This window comes from Streptomyces diastaticus subsp. diastaticus, assembly GCF_011170125.1.
In the GTDB taxonomy this organism is placed as follows: domain Bacteria; phylum Actinomycetota; class Actinomycetes; order Streptomycetales; family Streptomycetaceae; genus Streptomyces; species Streptomyces diastaticus.
In genome coordinates this window covers 825,979-847,415 of the sequence record NZ_BLLN01000002.1, presented here as the reverse complement: position 1 = coordinate 847,415, position 21,437 = coordinate 825,979, and the positions used below count along the sequence as shown (strand labels likewise).

Sequence of the window (21,437 nt, the reverse complement as noted above, 5' to 3'; positions counted from 1 at the left end):
AGGTAAGCCTAACAGCATCTTTCCGGCCACACCGCGCCGCCGAACCCCCCTCACACACCGGGTCACGCCCCTCTGGAGACCGCCTTGACGAACCCCGCGCCCGAGGCTCCCGCCACCGGCCTCCACCACTCCCTCGCCCGGCTCACCAGGGTCCCGGACGCCCGCGGCCTCGGCCTGGTCGAGCAGGCCGAGGCCGCTGTCCCGGCCGTCGGTCCGAGGAGCCCGCTGCCCGCCGGGTGGACCGAGCTGACCGGCGTCGAGGAGCTGGCGTCCCTGCTCGGCACCCCGCACCCCGTCGTCATCGACAAGGTCCACGACCGGCTCGACGAGCAGGACCTCGACCTGCTCGGCCGCGCCTCCTTCTGCTCGCTGTCCACCGCCGACGCCGACGGCAACTGCGACGTCTCCCCGCGCGGCGGCGTCCCCGGCTTCACCCACGTCGTGGACCGCGGCACGATCGCCCTGCCCGACCGGCCCGGCAACCGGCGCGGCGACAGCTTCCGGAACATCCTCACCAACCCGCACGTCGGCCTGCTCTACCTCGTCCCCGGCGCCATGGACGTCCTGCGGATCAACGGCCGCGCCCGCGTCCTCACCGACGCCCCCTTCTTCGACGCGCTGGTGGAGAGGAACCAGCGGCCCGCGCTGGCCCTGGTGGTCGAGATCGACGAGATCTACCGCCACTGCCCCGCCTCGCTGCGCCGCTCCGGCATCTGGTCCCCCGCCACCTGGGAGAAGACCGGCGACGCCGACGCCACCGCCTGACGAGCGCCCGCCACGCCGCCGAGGGCGGATCACCCCCCCGGGCGCACCCGGCGCGCGGGACCGGCTCCGCGGTGCCAGGGTCCGAACGAGGGCCGCCTCCGCGCGGCAGCCGGCGGCGCATACCGGGCCAGGCGGCGGGCACACGCCGGACGCGCCCGCCGGTGAGCGGCCGGACCGCGCCCCGGCGGCGCCCCGGCCACCCGCACGCGGTGGGGAGACCGTCAGGAGACCGCCGGGAGGACACCATGGGCACGCGGGTGCGGGAGAAGTGGGAGCGGGTGGCCGAGTGGGGCGGCCGGCTACGGCATCCCGAGAGCGGCGCCCGCCGCTCCCTCCTCCTCATCCTCAAGAGCGCCCTGGCCGCCACCGTGTCGTGGTTCATCTCCTACGAGCTGATCGACGCGACCTCCCCGGCCTTCGCCCCCTTCTCCGCCGTCCTGATGGTCCAGGTCACCGTCTACCAGTCGGTGATCCAGTCCCTGCGGTACGTCGGCGCGGTGGCGGCGGGCGTCGCCGTGCAGGCCGTCCTGGGCCTCTCCGCCGGGCCCGACCTGATCAGCTTCGCGCTGGTGGCGCTGGCCGCCCTGGTCATCAGCCGCTGGCGGGTACTGGGGCACCAGGGCCCGCAGGTCGCCACCGCCGCCTTCTTCGCCTTCGCCACGTACACCAGTGCCACCAGCAACTCCGACCAGGTCAGGGAACTGGGCCAGATCGTGCTGCTGGTCCTCATCGGCTCCGCCGTCGGCGTCGCCGTCAACGTGCTGATCGCCCCGCCCCTGCGGTACCGCAGCGCCGAGTACGGCATCCGCGCCCTCGCCCAGGAGATCCACGACCTGCTCGACGCCATGACGCCCGAACTCGGCGAGGGCGCCCCCGGCGCCGACACCACCAAAGGCTGGCGGGACCGGGCGAGCCGCACCGGTTCCCTGATCACCCAGTCCCGCGAAGGACTGCGCACCGCCCGCGAGAGCCTGCGCCTCAACCCGCGGCCCTGGGCACGCCGACGCCGCCGCCACCTCACCTTCCAGGCGTACGAGCAGACCATGGAGGCACTGGTCCGGATGATCTCCCAGGTCGCGGCCATCACCCGCACCCTCGACCAGCGCCACCGGGAGGACGAGGACCCGGGCTCCGACACGGACACCTCCGAGGACACGGAGGACTCCGACGGCTCCGACGGCTCGGGGGCCCCTCGGGAGTCCGGTGGTTCCGGCGACTTCGGCGATCCGGAGGCGTCGCGGGGGCCGGTCGCGGAGGACCCGCGCGACCCGGAGTACGCCCCCTTCCTCCGCGGCTACTCCACCTTCCTCTCCTCCGTGGCCGACTTCACGGAGGTCCTCGCCACCCTCGACGAGGACCACCTCCGCGAGCAGGCCGACCGGCTCGGGGAGGCCGCCGGGCACCTGGAGGAGTGCCGCCGGGAGGTCGCCCGGACCACCGACGACCACGGTCTCTCCCTCACCGACCCGACCGAGCCGTACGGCGTCCTCGTCGTGGAGGCGACGCGTCTCTCCGAGGAGTGCCGCTACACCGCCGAGGTCCTCAGCCACAGCGCCGACGAACCGGCCGCCGAGGGCCGCTGACCGCCTACCGGGCCACGAACTGCGTGAGGATCGCCTGCACCTCGTAGGTCGACCCCTTCGGTGAACGTCTTCCGCACCGGCTGCGCCGCCCCCGGGACGACCGTGTGCGCGTTCCCGGACAACGCCGTGCCGTCGCGCCCTCGTGTCGGGGAGGCCGACGCGGCCGAGCTGGTGGGCGGAGGGGGCCGCAGGGGCTCCAAACGGGTTGCCCGGCACGGCAGTTGCGGTGGGTGCCGCGTGGCGGCCGGGTGCCGCTCGGGTGGTTCGGTGCGGATGCGCGAGGGGTTCGGAGCGCGGGGGACACGGGCGCGCGAGGTCGAACAGAGGAACGGGGATTCGCCCGGGAGGAGCAGAAATACGGTTGTTCGACCGTGGCGTGCGTCACACGGCCAAACCCTCCCGGACAGGACTCCGAATCGCTTGTTGACTGCCCGTGCGGCGATCTTCCCGAGAGCGCCGCCCACCCCCCCCTGCCCGCTTTGCGAAGGTGACCCAGCGTGCCCTCTGTCCCGTCCGACCGCCCGTTCGCCGCGTACCCGCTGACGGCCGCGCAGCGAGGTCTGTGGTTCGCCCAGCGCCTCGATGCGGACAGCCCCGCCTACAACGTCGCCGAGTACGTCGAGGTGCGCGGGGAGCTGGACGTACGGGCGCTGCGCCGGGCGGTACGGCACGTCGAGGAGGAGACCGAGGCGCTGCGGCTGACCTTCGGGGAGCGGGACGGCGTGCCGTGGCAGCGGGTCGCGGCGGAGGCACGGATCGAGGTGCCGGTGGTCGACCTCGCCGGCCACGCCGACCCGCGCGCGGAGGCGGTGCGGCGGATGGAGGCCGAACTGGCGTGCCCGGCGGACCCGGCGCGCGGCCCGCTGGTGCGGATGGCGCTCTACCGGCTGGCCGACGGCCACCACCTCTTCCACCAGCAGGTGCACCACCTGGCCCTGGACGGGTACGGGGCGGTGCTGGCGCTGGCCCGGATCGCCGAGGTCTACACCCTGCTGGTCACCGCGCCCGGTGAGCCGGTACCGGTACGGCCCGCGCCGCTCGGCCCCGTACTGGCGGACGAGGAGGCGTACCGGGCAGGTGGACAGCACGCGGCGGACCGGGAGTTCTGGACGCGCCACCTGGACGGCGCCCCCGCCCCGGCCGGACTCGTGCCCGGAGCCCCGGGGGGACCCGCGCGCCGGGTGCGGGCGGCTCGGAAACACCTCGACGCCGGTGAGGCGGCCCGGTTGCGGGCGGCCGCCAAGCGCGCCGGGGTGGCCTGGCCCACCTTCCTGATGGCGGCGCTCGGGGTCTGCCTGCACCGGGAGCGCGGGCTGGCGGAGGTCGTGCTGGGGCTGCCGGTGACCGGGCGGCGGACCCCGGCCGCGCGGCGCACCCCGGCGATGCTCTCCAACGTGCTGCCGATGCGGCTGGAGGTGTCGCCCGCCGACAGCGTGGCCGAGGTGGCCAGGCGGGCGTCGGCCGAGGCGCGACGGGTGCTGCGGCACCAGCGTTTCCCGGCACAGGAGTTGCGCCGGGAACGGGGGCTCGGGGTGCGCGAGCCGCAGTCGGGGCCGGCCGTCAACGTGCTCGCCTTCGACGACTCCCTCGCCTTCGGCCCGCTGCCCGCCACCCTGCACAACCTCTCCGTCGGCCCGGTCGAGGAACTGGCGGTGGCGGCACACGCCTCGTACGGCGACGGCGGGGTCCGGATCGACCTGCTGGCCGACGCCGACCGGTACGACGAGGCCGGACTCGCCCGCCACCACGAGGCGTTCTGCCGCCTGTTGGAGGCGTTCGCCGAGGACCCGGAGCGGCCGGTGGGCGCCCTGCCGCTGGTCCCGGCGCCGGAGCACGCCCGGCTGGTCCGGCTCGGGACGGGGCCGGTGGCCGCGGGCGGGGCGCTGCCGACGCTGCCCGAGCAGTTCGCCGCGCAGGCCGCGCGCACCCCGTGGGCGACCGCCGTGGTGAGCGGTGAGGAATCGCTGACCTTCGCGGAACTGGACGCGCGGGTGCGGGCGCTGACCACCGAGCTGGTGTCGCGCGGGGCGCGGCCCGGGGAGCGGGTCGCGGTCGGACTCGACCGCTCGGCCGACCTGGTCACGGCGCTGCTCGCGGTGCTGCGCAGCGGCGCGGCCTACCTGCCGGTGGACCCGTCGTACCCCGTGGACCGGCTGGCGTACATGCTCCAGGACGCGGCGCCGGTGGCGCTGGTGGCGCGCCCCGGGACGGCGGTGCCGCACGAGGGGCTGGAGCTGGTCGACCCGGCCGCCGTGGTGCCGGACGGCGGCGGGACGGAGCCGCCCGCGCCCGAGCCCCACGACGCGGCGTACGTCATCTACACCTCCGGCTCCACCGGCCGCCCCAAGGGCGTGGTGGTCGAGCACCGCTCGCTCGCCAACCTGCTGGAGCACCACCGGCGCGAGGCCCACGCGCTGGCCACGGCCGCGCTCGGGCGACCGCTGCGGGTGGCGCTGACCGCCGCCACCTCCTTCGACGCCTCCTGGGACCCCGTGCTGTGGATGCTGGCCGGTCACGAGCTGCACCTCGCCGACGACGCCACCCGCCGCGACCCCGAGGCACTCACCGCCTTCCTCACCGGGCAGCGGATCGACGCGGTCGAGACCACCCCCAGCTACCTGCGACAGCTCCTCGCGGCCGGGCTGCTCGACGGCCCCGGCCACCGGCCGCGCGTCCTCGCGCTCGGCGGCGAGGCCGTCGACGACGCCCTGTGGGCCCAACTCTCCGCCCACGACGACCTGATCGTCCTCAACTACTACGGGCCGACCGAGACCACGGTGGACGCGGTGACCGCCCGCGTCACCGGCACCGCCCCGGCCATCGGCCGCCCCGTCGCCGGAGCCCGCGCCTACGTCCTCGACAGCGCGCTGCACCCGATGCCGCTCGGCACCCCCGGCGAGCTGTACGTGTCGGGCGCGGGCGTCGCCCGGGGCTACGCGGGACGGCCCGGCCTGACCGCCCGCCGCTTCCTGCCCGACCCGTACGGCCCGCCCGGCGCCCGCATGTACCGCACCGGGGACCTCGCCCGGTGGCGGTCCGACGGCACCCTGGAGTTCCTCGGCCGCACCGACGACCAGCTCAAGATCCGGGGCCACCGGGTGGAGACCGGCGAGGTGGAGGCGGCGCTGCGCGCCCTGCCCGGGATCGCCGACGCCGCCGTGGCGCCGGCCGGCCCGGCCGGCGGGCCGCGCCGCCTCGCCGCCTACCTGGTCCCCGGCCCCGGCGGCACCGACCCGGCCGAGGTCCGCGACCTGCTCGCCGCCGCCCTCCCCGACCACCTCGTGCCCGCCGCCTACGCCGTGCTGGACCGGCTCCCGCTGACCGCCAACGGCAAACTCGACACCGCCCGCCTCCCCGAGGCCGAGGCCCCCCGCTCGGCCGGCGGCGCCCCCCGCACCCCGGACGAGGAGCGGATGTGCGCGGAGTTCGCCGCCTGCCTCGGGGTGCGCGAGGTCGGCCGCGACGACGACTTCTTCCGGCTCGGCGGCCACTCACTGCTCGCCACCCGGCTGATCGGCAGGGTCCGGGAGGTGTTCGGCGCCGAGGTGGCGGTCCGCGCCCTCTTCGACCACCCGACACCCGCCGGTCTGCTCACCGCCCTCGACCGCACGGCCCCCGCCCGGCCCCCGCTGCACGCCGTACGGCCCCGGCCCGCCCGCGTGCCGCTCTCCCCGGCCCAGCGGCGGCTGTGGCTGCTGGAGCGGCTGGGGGGCGCCGGGCCCGCGTACCACCTGCCGGTCGGGCTGCGGCTGGCCGGGACGCTCGACCGGGACGCCCTCGTGGCCGCCCTCGGCGACGTGGTGGAACGGCACGAGAGCCTGCGCACGGTGGTGGCCGAGGACGACGACGGGCCCTACCAGGTCGTACGTCAGGCGGCTCCGGTGCCGCTCCCCGTGGCGCCGCTGCCGCGCACCGGTTCGCCCGCGCCGGACACGGAACCGTTCGCGCTGGACCGTGAACCGCCCGTGCGGGCCCGCCTGTTCACCGACGGCGACCGGGACCACCTGCTGGTCCTCACCTTCCACCACATCGCCGCCGACGGCTGGTCGATGCTCCCGCTGCTCCGCGACCTGACCGACGCCTACGCCGCCCGCAAGGCGGGCCACGCCCCCGAACGGCCGCCGCTGCCCGTCCAGTACGCCGACTACGCGCTCTGGCAGCAGGCCCTGCTCGGCAGCGCCTCCGAGCCCACCGAGCGGGCCGCGCGGCAGCTCGCCCACTGGCGGGCCGCCCTGGACGGCGCCCCCGCCGAGTCGACGCCGCCCGCCGACCGGCCCCGCCCGGCCCGGCCCTCGGGCCGCGGCGGCGCCGTCCCCGTCACCGTGCCCGCCGCCGTCCACCGGGCGCTCGTCGCGCGTGCCACCGCCGGCGGGACCAGCCCCTTCATGGTGCTGCACGCCGCCCTGGCCGCCCTGCTGAGCAGGCTCGGCGCGGGTGACGACCTGGTCGTGGGCACCCCCGTCGCCGGGCGGTCCGACGAGGCCCTCGCCGGGCTCGTCGGCTTCTTCGTCAACACCCTGGCGCTGCGCACCGACACCTCGGGCGACCCGGACCTGACCACGCTGCTGGCCCGCGTCCGCGAGGCCGACCTCGCCGCCCTCGCCCACCAGGAGCTGCCCTTCGAGCAGGTGGTGAGCGCGGTGGGGCCCTCCCGCCACCCGGCCCGGCACCCGCTGTTCCAGGTGATGCTGGCCCTGGACAACACGCCCGCTCCCCGGGCCGCGCTGGAAGGGCTGACGGTCCGCCGCGACGCCGCGACCGGTCGCAGCGGAGCCAAGTTCGACCTCACCTGGGACCTGGCCGAGCGCCGCACCGCCGACGGCGCGCCGGCCGGCATCTGCGGCGAACTGGAGTACAGCGAGGACCTGTTCGACCGGGCGACGGCCGAGCGGTACGCGGCGCGGTTCACCGCCCTGCTCACCGCCCTCCTCGACCACCCGGACACGCCCTTCACCGACCTGCCGTTCCTCACCGCGCGCGAGCGCGCCACCGCCCTCGACGAGGCCGGGCCCGGACCCGGCCGCCCGGCCGTCGTGCCGGACTGGACCCTCACCGACGTCCTCGCCGCCCGCGCGGCCGCCGGCCCGGGCCTCACCGCCGTGGTCGACGCCACCGGGCGGCTCACCTTCGGCCGGCTCCAGGACCGGGCCGACCGCCTCGCCCGCCGCCTCGCCGCCGCCGGGGTCCGCCCGGGGGACCGGATCGCGCTCGCCCTGCCCCGCTCCACCGCCGCCCTCGCCGCCCTCCTCGGCGTCCTCCGCGCCGGCGCCGTCCACGTCCCCCTCGACATCACCCACCCGCCCGCCCGCAACACCCTCGTACTGCGCACCGCCGACCCCCGCCTCGTCCTCACCACCGCCGCCACCGACGAGGCCGTCCCCGCCACCGGCCACCCCCGCCTGGTCCTCGCCGACGATCCCGCCGAGTGGCCGGCCACCGGCCCGCTCCCGGCGCCGCCGGGGCCGGACGACCCCGCGTACGTCCTGTACACCTCGGGCTCCACCGGCCGCCCCAAGGGCGTCGTCGTGACCCACCGCGCCCTCGCCAACCTCTACGCCCACCACCGCGAACACCTCATCGGCCCGGCCCAGGCCGCCGCCGGCGGACGGCCCCTGCGGGTCGCGCTGACCGCCGCCCTCACCTTCGACGCCTCCTGGGACCCGATCCTGTGGATGGCCGCCGGACACGAACTCCACCTGGTCGACGACGTCGTCCGCCGCGACCCCGAGGCGCTCACCGCCCACCTGCGGACGCACGCGATCGACGTCGTCGAGACCACCCCGTCCTTCCTCGGACAACTGCGGGCCTGCGGCCTGTTCGCGCCCGGCACCCCCCGGCCCCGGGTCGTCGCGCTCGGCGGCGAGCCCGTGGGCGAGGCCCTGTGGGAGGAACTGGCCGCCCTCCCCGGCGTCAGCGCCTGGAACCTCTACGGCCCGACCGAGGCCACCGTCGACGCCCTCGTCGCCCCCGTCACCGCGGGCACCCGCCCGCACCTGGGCCGGGCCGTCACCGGCGCCCGCGCCCGCGTCCTCGACGCCCGCCTCGCCCCGGCCGCCCCGGGCGCCATCGGCGAGCTGTACCTGACCGGGCCCGGCCTCGCCCTCGGCTACGAGCAGGCCCCCGCCGCCACCGCCGCCCGCTTCCTGCCCGACCCGTACGGCCCGCCCGGCAGCCGCATGTACCGCACCGGCGACCTGGTCCGGCGGCGCGCCGGACGGCTCGAATACCTGGGCCGCGCCGACGGCCAGGCCAAGGTGCGGGGCCACCGGGTGGAGACCGGCGAGGTCGAGGCGGCCCTGCTGCGCCACCCCGGCGTCGCCCAGGCCGCCGCCACCGTCCGCCCCGGGCCCGACGGCTCCGGCCGCCTGCTCGCCTGGGTCGTACCCCGCGAGGGGGCTCACCCGACCGGCCGCGGCCTGCGCGCCCACACCGCGTCCCGGCTGCCGTCGTACATGGTCCCGGCCGCCGTCGTCCCCGTCGCCGCGCTCCCGCTCACCGTGCACGGCAAGACCGACTTCGCCGCCCTCCCCGACACCCCCGGAGCAGAGGCGCCGACCGCCGACGGCGCCGCCGCGCCGCGCTCGGCACGCGAGGAGATCCTCTGCGCGCTCTTCGCCGAATGCCTCGGGCAGCCGCACGTCACCCGCGACGACGACTTCTTCGAACTCGGCGGGCACTCCCTGCTCGCCCTCGGACTGATCGGCCGGGTCCGGTCCGCCTTCGGCGTGGAACTGTCCGTCCGCACCCTCTTCGAGGCCACCACCCCGGCCGCGCTCGCCGGGCGCCTCGACGAGGCCGGCGCCGCCCGCCCGGCCCTGCGCCGCGCCGAACGCCCCACCCGGCCGCCGCTCTCCCCGGCCCAGCGCCGCCTCTGGTTCCTGCACGGCCTCGACCCGGCCGACGCCTCGTACCACATCCCGATCGCGGTACGGCTCGACGGCCGCCTCGACACGGCGGCGCTTCGGGAGTCCCTCGCCGACCTCACCGCCCGCCACGAGAGCCTGCGCACCCGCGTCCAGGACCACGAGGGCGAGCCCTGTCAGGCGGTCCTCGCGCCCGGCGAGGCGCGGCCCGCGCTGCCCACCACCGAGGTGGGCGAGGCGGAGCTGGCCGCCGCCCTGCGCCGGGCCGCGGCCCGCCCCTTCGACCTGGCCGCCGACCTCCCGCTGCGAGCCGAGCTGTTCACCCTCGGCGCCGGGCGACACGTACTCCTCGTCACCGTGCACCACATCGCCGCCGACGGCTGGTCGATGGGTCCGCTCGCCGAGGACCTGGCGGGGGCCTACGCGGCCCGCACCGCCGGGCGCGTGCCGCAGTGGGCTCCACTGCCCGTGCAGTACACCGACTACACCCTGTGGCAGGCCGAGCTGCTCGGCGACCCGGACGACCCCGAGTCGGTGGCCGGCCGCCAGCTCGCCCACTGGGCCGAGCAGTTGGCGGGCGCGCCCGACGAGGTGCCGCTGCCCGCGGACCGGCCCCGGCCCGCGCGCGCCACCGGGCGGGGCGGCACCGTCGAGCTGGAGCTGCCGCCCGCCACCGCCGAGGCCGTCACCCGGCTGGCCCGGTCGACGGGGACCAGCCCGTTCATGGTGCTGCACGCCGCGCTGACCGCGCTGCTGACCCGGACCGGGGCGGGCGAGGACGTCACCGTCGGCACCGCCGTCGCCGGACGCACCGACGAGGCCCTCCACCCGCTGGTCGGCTTCTTCGTCAACACCCTGCCGCTGCGCGTACGCGCCGACGGCGACCCCACCTTCCGCACCCTGCTGACCCGCGTGAAGGAGACCGACCTCGCCGCCTACGCCCACCAGGACCTGCCCTTCGAACGGCTGGTCGAGGAGGTCCGCCCGGCCCGCTCCCTCAACCGCCACCCCCTCTTCCAGACCATGCTGACCCTCAACAACACCCGCCCGCCCCGCCTCGACCTGCCCCACCTCGCCGCCACCCTGGACGGGGTCGCCCCGGGCGGAGCCAAGTTCGACCTCTCCTTCAGCCTCCGCGAGGAGGACGGCGCGTTCACCGGCACCCTGGAGTACAGCGCCGACCGGTTCGACCCCGGCACCGCCCGCCGCATCGCCGCCTGGTTCGGCCACCTCACGGCGGCCGCGACCGCCGCCCCCGACACCCCCGTCCGCGAACTGCCCCTGTACGACGCCGCGGAGGAGGCCCGGCTGCTGGAACTCGGGCGCGGGGCGGCGGGCGGGCCCCTCACCCGGACCGTGCTGGACCACTTCGCCGACACGGTCGCCCGCGCGCGACAGGGCGACCTCGCCGTCACCGCCCCCGACGGCTCCCTCACCTTCGACGCACTCGACTCCCGGTCGCGGGAGGTGGCGGCGCTGCTGGCCGCCGCCGGGACCGCCCCCGGCGAGCGCGTGGCCGTGCTGCTGCCCCGTTCCACCGACTCCGTCGCCGCCCTGCTCGGCGTCCTCGAGGCGGGCGCCGTACACGTGCCGCTCGACCCCGCCCTGCCCGAGGCGCGCCTCGCCGCCGTCCTCGACGACGCCCGGCCGCGCCTCACCCTGGCCACCACGGCCACCGCGCACCTGCTCCCCGCGGGCCGGCCGCGCCTCCTGCTCGACCAGGAGCCCCCGGCCGCGTCCGCACGCCCCGCCGCCCGCCCCACCCCCGGCGCCCCGGCGTACCTGCTGCACACCTCCGGCTCCACCGGCACCCCCAAGGGCGTCCTGGTCGGCCACCGCTCACTGGCCCGGCTCCTCGACCACCACCGGCGCCACCTCTTCGCACCGGCCGTCCGCGCCACCGGCCGGCCCCGGCTCGCCGTGGCGCTGACCGCCGCCCTCACCTTCGACGCCGCCTGGGACCCGCTCCTGTGGCTGCTCGACGGGCACCACCTGCACCTGCTCGACGACGCGACGCGCCGCGACCCCGAGGCGCTGGTCGACGCCGTCCGCACCCGCCGCCTCGACGTCCTGGAGACCACCCCCAGCCACACCGCCCACCTGCTCGACGCCGGACTCCTCGCCGACGGCGCCCACCACCCGGCCGTCCTCGCCCTCGGCGGCGAAGCCGTCCCCGCCGCCCTGTGGACCCGGCTGCGCGCCGCCCCCGCCACCCGCTGCCTCAACTTCTACGGGCCCACCGAAGCCACCGTCGACACCCTCACCGCCGACCTCGCCGACACCCCCGTCCCCGTCCTCGGCACCCCCGTCACCGGCACCCGCGCATACGTCCTGGACGCGGCCCTGCGCCCCGCCCCGCCCGGCGTCCCCGGCGACCTCCACCTCGCGGGCGACAGCCTCGCCCTCGGCTATCCCGGGCGGCCCGCCGAGACCGCCGCCCGCTTCGTCCCCGACCCGTACGGCCCGCCCGGCAGCCGCATGTACCGCACCGGTGACCGGGCCGTCCGGGCCGCCGACGGCACCCTCAGGTTCGCCGGACGTGCCGACGGCCAGGTCAAGATCCGCGGCTTCCGGGTGGAGACCGGCGAGGTCACCGCCGCCCTGGAGGCCCATCCGGAGATCGCGCACGCCGCCGTCGTCCCCCACGAGGACCCGCACGGCGGCACCACCCTCACCGCCCACCTGGTCCCCGCCCCCGGCGCCGCCCCGGCACCCGAGGAGCTCCGCGCCCACGCCGCCCGCCACCTGCCCGCCTACATGGTCCCGACCGGCTGGACCACCCTGGAACGCCTGCCGCTGACCCCGCACGGCAAGCTCGACACCGCCGCCCTGCCCGCACCCCGCGCCCTCGCCGCGCCCACCGGCGGCCGGGTGCCGCGCACCCCGCGCGAGGACGTGCTGTGCACCCTGTTCGCCGAGGCGCTCGGCGCCGAACGCGTCACCATCGACGACGACTTCTTCGCCCTCGGCGGCCACTCCCTGCTCGCCACCCGCCTCATCGGCCGCGTCCGCGCCACCCTCGGCGCGGACCTGACCATCCGCACCCTCTTCGAGGCGCCCACCGTCGCCGCCCTCGCCGACCGCCTCGACTCCGCCGCCGACGACGACTCCCTCGCCACCCTCCTCCCGCTGCGCACCACCGGGTCCCTGCCACCCCTCTTCTGCGTCCATCCGGCCGGCGGCCTCGCCTGGCCCTACGCCGGGCTCCTCCCCCACCTCGACCCCGACCAGCCGCTCTACGGCCTCCAGACCCCCAACCTCGACGGCACCGCCCCCTTCCCCGAGACCATCGAGGCGATGGCCGCGACCTACGCCGCCGCACTGCGCACCGTCCAGCCGCACGGCCCGTACCGCCTCCTCGGCTGGTCCTTCGGCGGCAACGTCGTCCAGGAGATCGCCGTCCAGCTCCAGGAGGCCGGCGAGGAGGTGGCGCTCCTCGCCATCCTCGACGCCTTCCCACTGGCCCCCCTGGACGACCTGGACAGCGCCCCGCGCGACACGGTCTTCCGTGCCCTGCTCGCCAACCTCGGGGTCGCCGGGGGGGACGCCGGCGGGAGCGGTCCCGACGGAGGCGTGGACGCCGCCGCCGTACGCGAGGAGTTCCGCCGGGCCGGCAGCCCGCTCGGCGCCCTCGAACCCGGCACGGTCGACGCGATGGTCGACAACTTCGCCGGCCAGGCCCGCCTGATGCGGCACTACACGCCGCGCACCTTCCACGGCCCCGTCCTCTTCTTCACCGCCACCGAGGGCCGCCCCGCCGACGCCTTCCCCCGCTCCCTCTGGGACCCGTACCTCACCGGGCCCCTGCACAACACCGATGTGGCCTGCGCCCACGCCCAGTTGATGTCCCCCGACGCCCGCGCGGTGGTCGGCCCGGTCCTCGCCACGGCCCTGGCCGCGCTGGAGCGCACCCCGTCGGCCACCTGAACCACCCGCACCACGTCCCTGTCCCCGCACACCCCTGTCCCAGGAGTCCCCATGACGAACCCCTTCGACGACCCCCGCACCCACCACCGCGTCGTCGTCAACGACGAGGGCCAGCACGCCCTGTGGCCCTCCTTCGCCGCCGTCCCGGCGGGCTGGGAGGCCGTCTTCGGCCCCGCCGGCCAGGACGCCTGCCACGCCTACGTGGAGGAGCACTGGACCGACCTCACCCCCCGCAGCGCCCGCCGCACCGTCGCCGCATGAGCCCCGCCCGCCCCGCACCCCCCGGCGACGGGCCCGCCCTGCGCGCCGAAGGGCTCACCAAGCGCTTCGGCACCAGGCAGGCCCTCGCCGGAGTCGACCTCGACGCCCCCGCCGGCACCGTCCTCGGCCTCCTCGGCCCCAACGGCGCCGGAAAGACCACCACCGTCCGGATCCTCACCACCCTGCTGCGGCCCGACGCGGGCCGCGCCTGGGTGGCGGGCCACGAGGTGCGCACCGCCCCCGAGGCGGTCCGCACCCGCCTCGGCCTCTCCGGCCAGTACGCCGCCGTCGACGAGAAGCTCACCGGCCGCGAGAACCTGTACCTGGTGGCCCGCCTGTACGGCATGGGGCGCGGCCCCGCCCGCCGCCGCGCCGCCGAACTCCTCGACCGCTTCCGCCTGTCGGAGTCGGCCGACCGCCCCAGCGGCACCTACTCCGGCGGGATGCGGCGCCGCCTCGACCTCGCCGGTGCGCTGGTCGCCCGCCCGGCCGTGGTCGTCCTGGACGAGCCCACCACCGGCCTCGACCCACGCGGGCGCGCCGACACCTGGCGCTGCGTACGGGAACTGGTCGACACCGGCACCACCGTGCTGCTCACCACCCAGTACCTGGAGGAGGCCGACCAGCTCGCCGACGCCATCGCCGTCATCGACCACGGCCGGGTCATCGCCCAGGGCACCGCCGCCGCGCTCAAGTCCCGCGTCGGCGGCGACCGCCTCACCCTGACCCTGCCGGACCCGGCGACCCGCCCGGCCGCCCTCGGCCTGCTGACCCCGCTCACCCCGCACCGGCCCCACCTCGACCCGCGCACCGGCGCCCTCACCGTCCCCACCGACCACGGCCCCGCCACCCTCGAACAGGCCCTGTCCGCGCTGCGCCACGCCGCCGTCCCGCTCGGCGAGGTCAGCCTCGCGCCCCCGACCCTGGACGACGTGTTCCTCGCCCTGACCGGCCAGGGGACCACGTCCCCCGCCCCCGGCCCCGTCACCGCGAAGGAACCCGCATGGCAGCCGTGACCCGCGTCGCCCGGGACGCCTCGATCATCGCCTGGCGGAACCTCCTGAACCTCCGCCGCACCCCCGGCTCGGTCATCGCCGCCCTGATCCAGCCGGTGATGTTCGTGCTGCTGCTCTCCTACGTCTTCGGTGGCAGCCTCGGCGGCGACGCCTACCGCACGTACCTGATGGGCGGCATCTTCGCCCAGGCCGTCACCTTCAACGCCGCCTTCACCGCGCTGGGCCTCGCGGGCGACCTGGACCGGGGCATCGTCGACCGTTTCCGCTCCCTGCCGATGCCCCCGATGGCGGTGATCCTCGGCCGCGCCCTCTCCGACCTGACCATGAGCGCGCTGACCATCGCCGTCACCTCGCTCTGCGGCCTGCTCATCGGCTGGCGGATCGCCGGCACCCTTCCCGAGGCCGTCCTCGCCTACCTGCTGATCCTCGCCTTCGCCTTCGCCATGTCCTGGGTCGGCGCCACCATCGGCCTCACCGCCCGCAGCGTCGAGGTCGCCCAGAGCGCGGGCCTCATCTGGCTCTTCCCCGTCACCTTCCTCTCCTCCGCGTTCGTCCCCACGGCCACTCTGCCCGCCCCCCTCCAGCCGGTCGCCGACTGGAACCCGGTCTCCGCCACCGCCACAGCCCTGCGCACCCTCTTCGCCAACCCCGCCCCACCCACCGCGCCCGCCCGCGACACCTGGCCGGTCGTGCACGCCCTCCCGTACGCCGTCCTGTGCGTCCTCGTGATCACGGCGGTGTTCATGGCCGTGGCGGTGCGGCGGTTCCAGGGGGCGGGCCGGGGCTGACGCCCCCCAGCCCGCCGAGCAGGCCCGGCCACCGCTCACGCGGGGCCGGGCCTGTTTCCCGTGTCCGGGCTCTCACCGGGGTCCCGGCCGGGCTCACCCCGCCAGCATCCCCCGCACGGCCGCCCGGTCCACCCGGTTCATCGCCCGGACCAGGACCGGGGTCAGCAGGACCAGTCCGATGCCGACGAGGCAGGCGGCACCGATCTGCCAGAAGGACTCCAGGTAGTAGGCGTGGTGGACGCCGGCGTCGGTGGTCCAGTCGAAGAGGCGGTAGCCCGGCCAGCCGACGAAGGTCGGGAAGACCCAGGCGTACAGCGGGAGCAGGGCCACCGTCCAGCCGGCCGCCAGGAAGGTCAGCGTCACGACGAACGAGGCGATCCGCCACGGGAACATGAGGAACTGGAACAGCACGGCCTTCCACCCCGCCGGGTCCGCCAGCCGCTCCCTGACCCCGCCCTTGGGAGCCGGCACGGGTGCCACCGTCCGCAGCCCCAGCCGGGCGGCGGCCCGCTCCCGCTCCCCCGCGCCGAGCAGCCGCGCCCCGGCCAGCAGTGCCACCAGCACGGGCAGCCCGAGCACGGTGATCGCGAGGCCGGCACCGAGCGAGAACAGCGTGACGGCGAAGACGAAGCCGGCGATCGCGACCGGGAACGAGCTGAACACGTACCCGTACTCCCGCCAGGCCACCGACGACAGCGGTCCACGGCGCACGGGGGCGGCCGGCCGCCCGGCCGCGTCCGGCGGCGGGCAGAGGGTGGGGGCGTCGGCAGTGGGCGCGTCGGCGATGGCCATGGGGACCTCGAATCCGGGAGCGGGAGCGGAGTGGGGGCGGCCGGAAGCGGCGTTCCCACCGCTCCGGCACGTCTCCCACGATCCCGCGCCGGCGCCCCCGGCCGCCATGGTGCGGCCGGGCGGGCCGGGGGTGGGGAAATCCCCCCTGTCCGGCTCGGGCGCGGACCACCCCTACACCGCCACCGCCACCCCTTCCGTCAGCCGCGGGCGCTCCCGGCAGGCGCGGGCCGAACCCGCCACGGCGGCGTGCGAGGCGGCCGCGAGCGCCCCGGCCGGCACAGCCGGCGGCCACTGTCCGGCGAGGAGGGCGGCGACGGCCAGGGCGAGCGTGGTCGCCGCCATGGCGGCGCTCGCCGCCGTACCCGTCCGGGCGACCGCCGCCGGCAGCCGTTCCGCGGCCGGCAGCAGCCGCCCCCACGCCCCACCGGCCGCCGGCGCCGGCACCGCGAGCGGCACCGCGACCCCGGCCGCGGCCGACAGGCGCACCGCCACCTGGTACGCGAGGTGCGCGAACACGCCGTCCTGACCCGTCGCGCCGCGCACCAGGTGCCGGCAGGCGCCCGGGAACGGCGGTGGTGCTGATGATCGTGCGGCCCGGGTCGACGACCGGGGTGTGAGCGTCGGCCTCAGCCGTTCGCGGCTACCCCGCCCGCTCGGCTTCGGCCACCTGGGCGCCGACGCCGGGGGCGGAACCGGCATCGGCGCCGGCCCCCGCCACCACCGTCGACCGCTCACCGCGCTCCTTGGGGCCGCGCCCCCCGTCCATCACTCCGCCGACGACGGCCAGCCCCAGCCCCACAGCCGCCAGCGAGGCCCCGACCAGCGCGGGCGAGGCCCAGCCCCAGCCCGCGGAGATGACCAGGCCGCCGAGCCAGGCGCCGCCCGCGTTGGCGAGGTTGAAGGCGGAGTGGTTGGAGGCGGCCGCCATGGTCGGGGCCTGTTCGGCCTTGGCCATGAGCAGCATCTGGACCGGGGTGGTGATGAAGGAGCCCATGGCGCCGATCAGCAGCACGCAGACCAGAGCGGTCACGGTGTGCTGCACCGCGAAGTAGAAGGCGAACAGCACGACCGCCATGACCGCCAGCCCGCCGTACAGCGTCGGGCGCAGCGCCCGGTCGGTCATCGGCCCGGCGAGCAGCGTGCCCAGTGTCATGCCCACGCCGTAGAGCGCCAGGACCAGCGTCGTCGACGAGGACGCCATGCCGGTGACCTCCGTGAGCATCGGCACCAGGTAGCTGTAGACGGCGAAGCAGCCGCCGAAGCCGACGACGGCGGTGGCCAGGCCGATCGCGATGTGCCGGTTGCCCATCGCCTTCAGCTCGTGCCGGATGCCGGCGCCCTCGGCACGCGGCTGGTGCGGGACGAGCCGGGCCAGGGACGCCAGCGCGACGAGGCCGATCACGGCGACCGCGAGGTACGCCGAACGCCACCCGAACTGCTGCCCCAGCGCGGTCCCGGCGGGCACCCCGACGATGTTGGCCACCGTCAGGCCGAGGAACATCGTCGACACCGCCCGCGCGGCCCGCTCCGGCGCGACCAGCCGCGAGGCGACCACGGCCCCGACCCCGAACAGCGCCCCGTGCGGCAACCCCGCCAGCACCCGCGCCGCGAACAGCGTCCCGAACCCGGGCGCCACCGCGGAGGCGACGTTCCCGACCACGAACAACCCCGCCAGCAGCAGCAACAGCCTCTTGTGCGGGATCTTCGCCCCGAGCCCCGTGAGCAGCGGTGCTCCCACGACCACCCCGAGCGCGTACGCGGAGACGAGGTTGCCCGCCTGCGGCACGGACACCCCGACCCCGTCGGCGATCTGCGGCAGCAGACCCATCGAGACGAACTCGGTCGTGCCTATCCCGAAGGCGACGACGGCGAGCGCGAGCAGGGCCAAGGGCATGGCGGGGTACCTCCGGGAGGACGATCGTGCTGAACGGTCACGTACGGGCGGACGGACAGGCAGGCCGGACCCCGGCCACCGCGACCTCAGGCACCGGGCGCCCCGGCCACGCCGAGCCCCATCGCCCAGCGCACGCCGAAACAGGGCACGGCGCACCGTTCCCCTCAGAAAGGCAGCGCACGGGACGGGCGCGGCATTCCAAGGGGAACGGGCAGAAACGAGTGACCCGCGCCACTCCTGGCCGCGAGCGGCCGGTTCGCCGTCCGGCCCGCGGCGGGCGGCACGGCGCCGCTCCCGCGGATCCGGTGGCCTGGCCCCGGCACCGCCCACCCGGCCGGAGCCGCGCCCTCCGGCCGGCCGCGCCTCGTCACAGTGCGGGGTCTGGACATCCGGCTTCTCGCGGCGACGCCGGCAAGACCCACGGTCGCACCGAGCCGACGCGGCCCTCGCCCTGCCTGGCCGCCTCCCGCCACCCGAGTCCGCGACGCGGCTGACACCGCGCTCCTCGGCGGAACAGCCCGTACCGCGAAGGCGGCCCGGCCCATGAACAAGGCCCCGGTCAGAGACCAGGGCCTTAGTCGTGGAGCGGGTGACGAGAATCGAACTCGCGCTCTGAGCTTGGGAAGCTCATGTTCTACCATTAAACTACACCCGCGAGATCCACTTCCCCGAAGGGATCGGATCGCTCGTCACCTTACCTCATGCCGAGCCCCCGCCGTCCAGGGCGGGGGCTCTCGTGTGTGCGGCGGGCGTACGGTGTGCGGGCGGGGGTGGCGTCGGCGGGGCGGGGGGTTCGTCCCGTAATGTGCCCTCGGGCGTGGGACGGCCGGGGGCGGGCAGGCGGGCTCCCGGCGTCGACGCCGGGATGTGTGACGGGCTCGTGGGGAAGGACTCTGGGACTTTGATGGAGCAGACCGTCGTCCGCTGTGCCGATGGGCACGTGTTCAGCACCGCTTCGTTTCCGATGCAGCAGCTCGGGACCGGGCGGATCGGGCCGGGGCGGCTGATCCGCTGTCCGCGGTGCGCGCGGCTGAGGCAGGCGGTGCCCGTGGCGTGGGCACGCGGGACCGCGTAAGAAGAGTCACCTGCGCGCGGGGCCGTCCGGTTGGGGCGGGCCCGCGCGCTCTGCGTATCCTCGGTGCGTGCTTCTCTCAGACAATGACATCCGGGCCGAGATCGACGCCGGGCGGGTACGGATCGATCCGTACGAGCCCGAGATGGTGCAGCCGTCGAGTATCGACGTGCGTCTCGACCGGTTCTTCCGGGTGTTCGAGAACCACCTGTACCCCCACATCGACCCCTCCGTGGAGCAGGACGGGCTGACGCGGACGGTGGAGCCCCCGGGCGACGAGCCGTTCATCCTGCACCCGGGGGAGTTCGTGCTCGCCTCGACGTACGAGGTGATCTCGCTCCCCGACGACCTGGCCTCGCGGCTGGAGGGGAAGAGTTCGCTCGGGCGGCTGGGTCTGGTGACGCACTCCACCGCGGGCTTCATCGACCCGGGCTTCTCCGGGCACGTGACGCTGGAGCTGTCGAATCTGGCGACGCTGCCCATCAAGCTCTGGCCGGGGATGAAGATCGGGCAACTCTGCATGTTCCGGCTCTCCTCGCCCTCCGAGTTCCCGTACGGCTCGGAGCGGTACGGGTCCCGTTACCAGGGGCAGCGCGGGCCGACCGCCTCGCGTTCCTATCTCAACTTCCATCGGACGCAGGTGTGATACCCGGCATGAGCGACGTTCGCGAGAACCTCACGTACGAGACCTTCGGCACGGCCATCCGTGAGCTGGCCCAGACCATCGCCGACGACGGCTACGAGCCGGACGTCGTGCTGTCCATCGCGCGCGGCGGGGTCTTCGTCGCGGGCGGCCTGGCGTACGCGCTGGACTGCAAGAACATCCACCTGGTGAACGTGGAGTTCTACACCGGGGTGGGCGAGACGCTGGAGATGCCGGTCATGCTGGCGCCGGTGCCGAACGCGATCGACTTCACCGACAAGAAGGTCCTCATCGCGGACGACGTCGCCGACACCGGCAAGACGCTGAAGCTGGTGCACGACTTCTGCGTCGGCGAGGTCGCCGAGGTGCGCTCCGCCGTGATCTACGAGAAGTCGCAGTCGCTGGTGAAGTGCGAGTACGTGTGGAAGCGGACCGAGGAGTGGATCAACTTCCCGTGGAGCGTCCTGCCTCCCGTGGTGAAGCGCGAGGGCCAGGTGCTCGACGCCTGAGCACTGCGCGGCCGCACGCCTGAGGGCCCGGACACCGTCGTCGGTGTCCGGGCCCTCAGGCGTACCGGCTGGTGGCGGCGGTGCTCAGAAGGTGCCGAGCTTGATCAGCGACAGCAGAGCCAGGAGCTGGATCGCGGAGGCGGCGAGCGCCTTGGGCCAGGGCAGGTCGTGGGACTTGGCGACCATCGAGGTGAACAGGGCGCCGGCGGCGAGCCAGGTGAGCCAGCCGATGATCTGGACGACTGAGGCGTCACCGCCCATGAAGACGGCGGGCAGCAGGCGCGGCACGTCGGTCAGAGTCATGATCAGCATCGACAGGCCCACCGTCGGCTGCCAGGAGCCGGCCCCGCCGAGCTGGCGGGCGAGGGTGTGGGTGACGGTACCGAGGATGAAGGCGCTCAGGGTGAACGCCACGGCGGTGGTCAGGACGTACGGGATCGCCGTGGAGAGGGTGGCGTTGATGACGTCGTCACGGGCGCCGTCGAAGCCGAAGATGGCGAGCAGGCCGTACAGGAGCGTGACGGTGAGGGCGGGGCCCCACACCTGGTGGTCGCGCGTCCGCAGGAAGGTGGGGCCGGGGCGCAGGACCAGCCCGCGCAGCAGCTCCTTCCAGGGCAGGCGGGGGCCGCTGGGGGCGGCGTAGACCTCGCCCTCGGGCGGGCCGCCGTGGTGGTACTGCTCGTCGATGGAGAAGGCCTGGGTGTGGCCCGCGTTGTTCTGCGCCGCGTACGGGTCGTGCGGGGCCTGGGGGCGCCGGGCGTACGGGTCGGGGCCGGGGTGGCCCGCGTACGGGTCCTGGGCCGGGTAGCCGTAACCGCCCTGCGGATGGGGCTGCTGCGGAGGGTAGGGCTGGTGGCCGCCGTGGCCCGGGTCGCCGAAGTACTCCGGCTCGCCCTGGCCGTGGGCCTGCGGCCACTGCGGGGGCGGTCCCCCCTGGTAGCCGCCGCCGGGCGGGGTCGGCGCGCCACCGTACGGGGCTTGCTGCCCGTACGGCTGCTGCCGCGGTTGTCCGTGCGGTCCGTCGGTGCGGTTGTCCCGGCCGCGTCCGGTCCTGAATCCAGCCACGTGGTCGAACGTACCCGGTCCGGACGGATCGCGCGCCGGGGGCAGTTGGCGGAAGGGGCGTTTGCGGCCGAGCTGTGACATCCCCGCCGGGGGACCCCTAGGGGTCCCCCGGCGGCCGTCCTCGCCGCCGGCCGGCGGGGGGCGTGGTGTGCGGTCCCAGGTCACCGGCGCGTGGTGGTTCGCAGCGGGGCCGGACGGAGGTCCGCTCGTGCCGGGGTTCCCGGGCGGCCCGGCGTGGGGCCGGGCCGTCGCGCCGGCC

At 76.1% G+C, this 21,437-nt stretch carries 12 protein-coding genes and 1 tRNA gene; 8 read left to right on the top strand and 5 right to left on the bottom strand.

Annotation, left to right across the window (positions count from 1 at the left end):
• Positions 1-84 precede the first annotated feature (84 nt).
• The 6 genes from Sdia_RS05585 to Sdia_RS05555 all read left to right on the top strand — a co-directional run bounded on the left by Sdia_RS05585 (position 85) and on the right by Sdia_RS05555 (position 15,203).
• Positions 85-765, top strand: coding sequence for an MSMEG_1061 family FMN-dependent PPOX-type flavoprotein (locus Sdia_RS05585; RefSeq protein WP_100455228.1), 681 nt, complete (start codon positions 85-87; stop codon positions 763-765).
• Positions 766-1,010: 245 nt separating this feature from the next.
• A complete protein-coding gene (locus tag Sdia_RS05580; RefSeq protein WP_229830753.1) occupies positions 1,011-2,348 on the top strand; it encodes an FUSC family protein in 1,338 nt (445 codons plus the stop codon).
• 497 nt (positions 2,349-2,845) lie between these two features.
• A complete protein-coding gene (locus tag Sdia_RS05570; RefSeq protein ID WP_189500084.1) occupies positions 2,846-13,138 on the top strand; it encodes a non-ribosomal peptide synthetase in 10,293 nt (3,430 codons plus the stop codon).
• 51 nt (positions 13,139-13,189) lie between these two features.
• Positions 13,190-13,399, top strand: coding sequence for an MbtH family protein (locus Sdia_RS05565; protein WP_100455226.1), 210 nt, complete (start codon positions 13,190-13,192; stop codon positions 13,397-13,399).
• On the top strand, positions 13,396-14,415 hold the full coding sequence (locus tag Sdia_RS05560; RefSeq protein WP_100455225.1) for an ATP-binding cassette domain-containing protein: 1,020 nt from the start codon (positions 13,396-13,398) through the stop codon (positions 14,413-14,415). The genes Sdia_RS05565 and Sdia_RS05560 overlap by 4 nt, the downstream gene beginning before the upstream one ends.
• On the top strand, positions 14,403-15,203 hold the full coding sequence (locus Sdia_RS05555) for an ABC transporter permease (RefSeq protein ID WP_100455224.1): 801 nt from the start codon (positions 14,403-14,405) through the stop codon (positions 15,201-15,203). Before Sdia_RS05560 ends, Sdia_RS05555 begins: the two co-directional genes overlap by 13 nt.
• Positions 15,204-15,296: 93 nt before the next feature.
• On the opposite strand, the gene Sdia_RS05550 is transcribed toward Sdia_RS05555, so the two are convergent.
• The 4 genes from Sdia_RS05550 to Sdia_RS05535 all read right to left on the bottom strand — a co-directional run bounded on the left by Sdia_RS05550 (position 15,297) and on the right by Sdia_RS05535 (position 18,544).
• A complete protein-coding gene (locus tag Sdia_RS05550; protein WP_100455223.1) occupies positions 15,297-15,995 on the bottom strand; it encodes a sensor domain-containing protein in 699 nt (232 codons plus the stop codon).
• A gap of 171 nt (positions 15,996-16,166) precedes the next feature.
• Positions 16,167-16,511: a hypothetical protein gene (locus Sdia_RS05545; protein WP_189500083.1), complete on the bottom strand. Its 345-nt coding sequence runs from the start codon at positions 16,509-16,511 to the stop codon at positions 16,167-16,169.
• A 124-nt stretch (positions 16,512-16,635) separates the two neighbouring features.
• Complete coding sequence (locus tag Sdia_RS05540; RefSeq protein ID WP_100455222.1) at positions 16,636-17,889, bottom strand: MFS transporter; 1,254 nt, start codon at positions 17,887-17,889, stop codon at positions 16,636-16,638.
• A 581-nt stretch (positions 17,890-18,470) separates the two neighbouring features.
• A tRNA-Gly gene (locus Sdia_RS05535) sits at positions 18,471-18,544 on the bottom strand.
• A gap of 487 nt (positions 18,545-19,031) precedes the next feature.
• Between Sdia_RS05535 and dcd the strand changes: the two genes are divergently transcribed.
• The gene (dcd, locus tag Sdia_RS05530) at positions 19,032-19,607 is read left to right on the top strand and encodes a dCTP deaminase (RefSeq protein ID WP_100455220.1); all 576 of its coding nucleotides are present in this window, start codon (positions 19,032-19,034) and stop codon (positions 19,605-19,607) included.
• A gap of 8 nt (positions 19,608-19,615) precedes the next feature.
• On the top strand, positions 19,616-20,113 hold the full coding sequence (locus Sdia_RS05525; RefSeq protein ID WP_100455219.1) for a phosphoribosyltransferase: 498 nt from the start codon (positions 19,616-19,618) through the stop codon (positions 20,111-20,113).
• A gap of 84 nt (positions 20,114-20,197) precedes the next feature.
• On the opposite strand, the gene Sdia_RS05520 is transcribed toward Sdia_RS05525, so the two are convergent.
• Positions 20,198-21,178: a Yip1 family protein gene (locus Sdia_RS05520; protein WP_189500082.1), complete on the bottom strand. Its 981-nt coding sequence runs from the start codon at positions 21,176-21,178 to the stop codon at positions 20,198-20,200.
• Positions 21,179-21,437 lie beyond the last annotated feature (259 nt).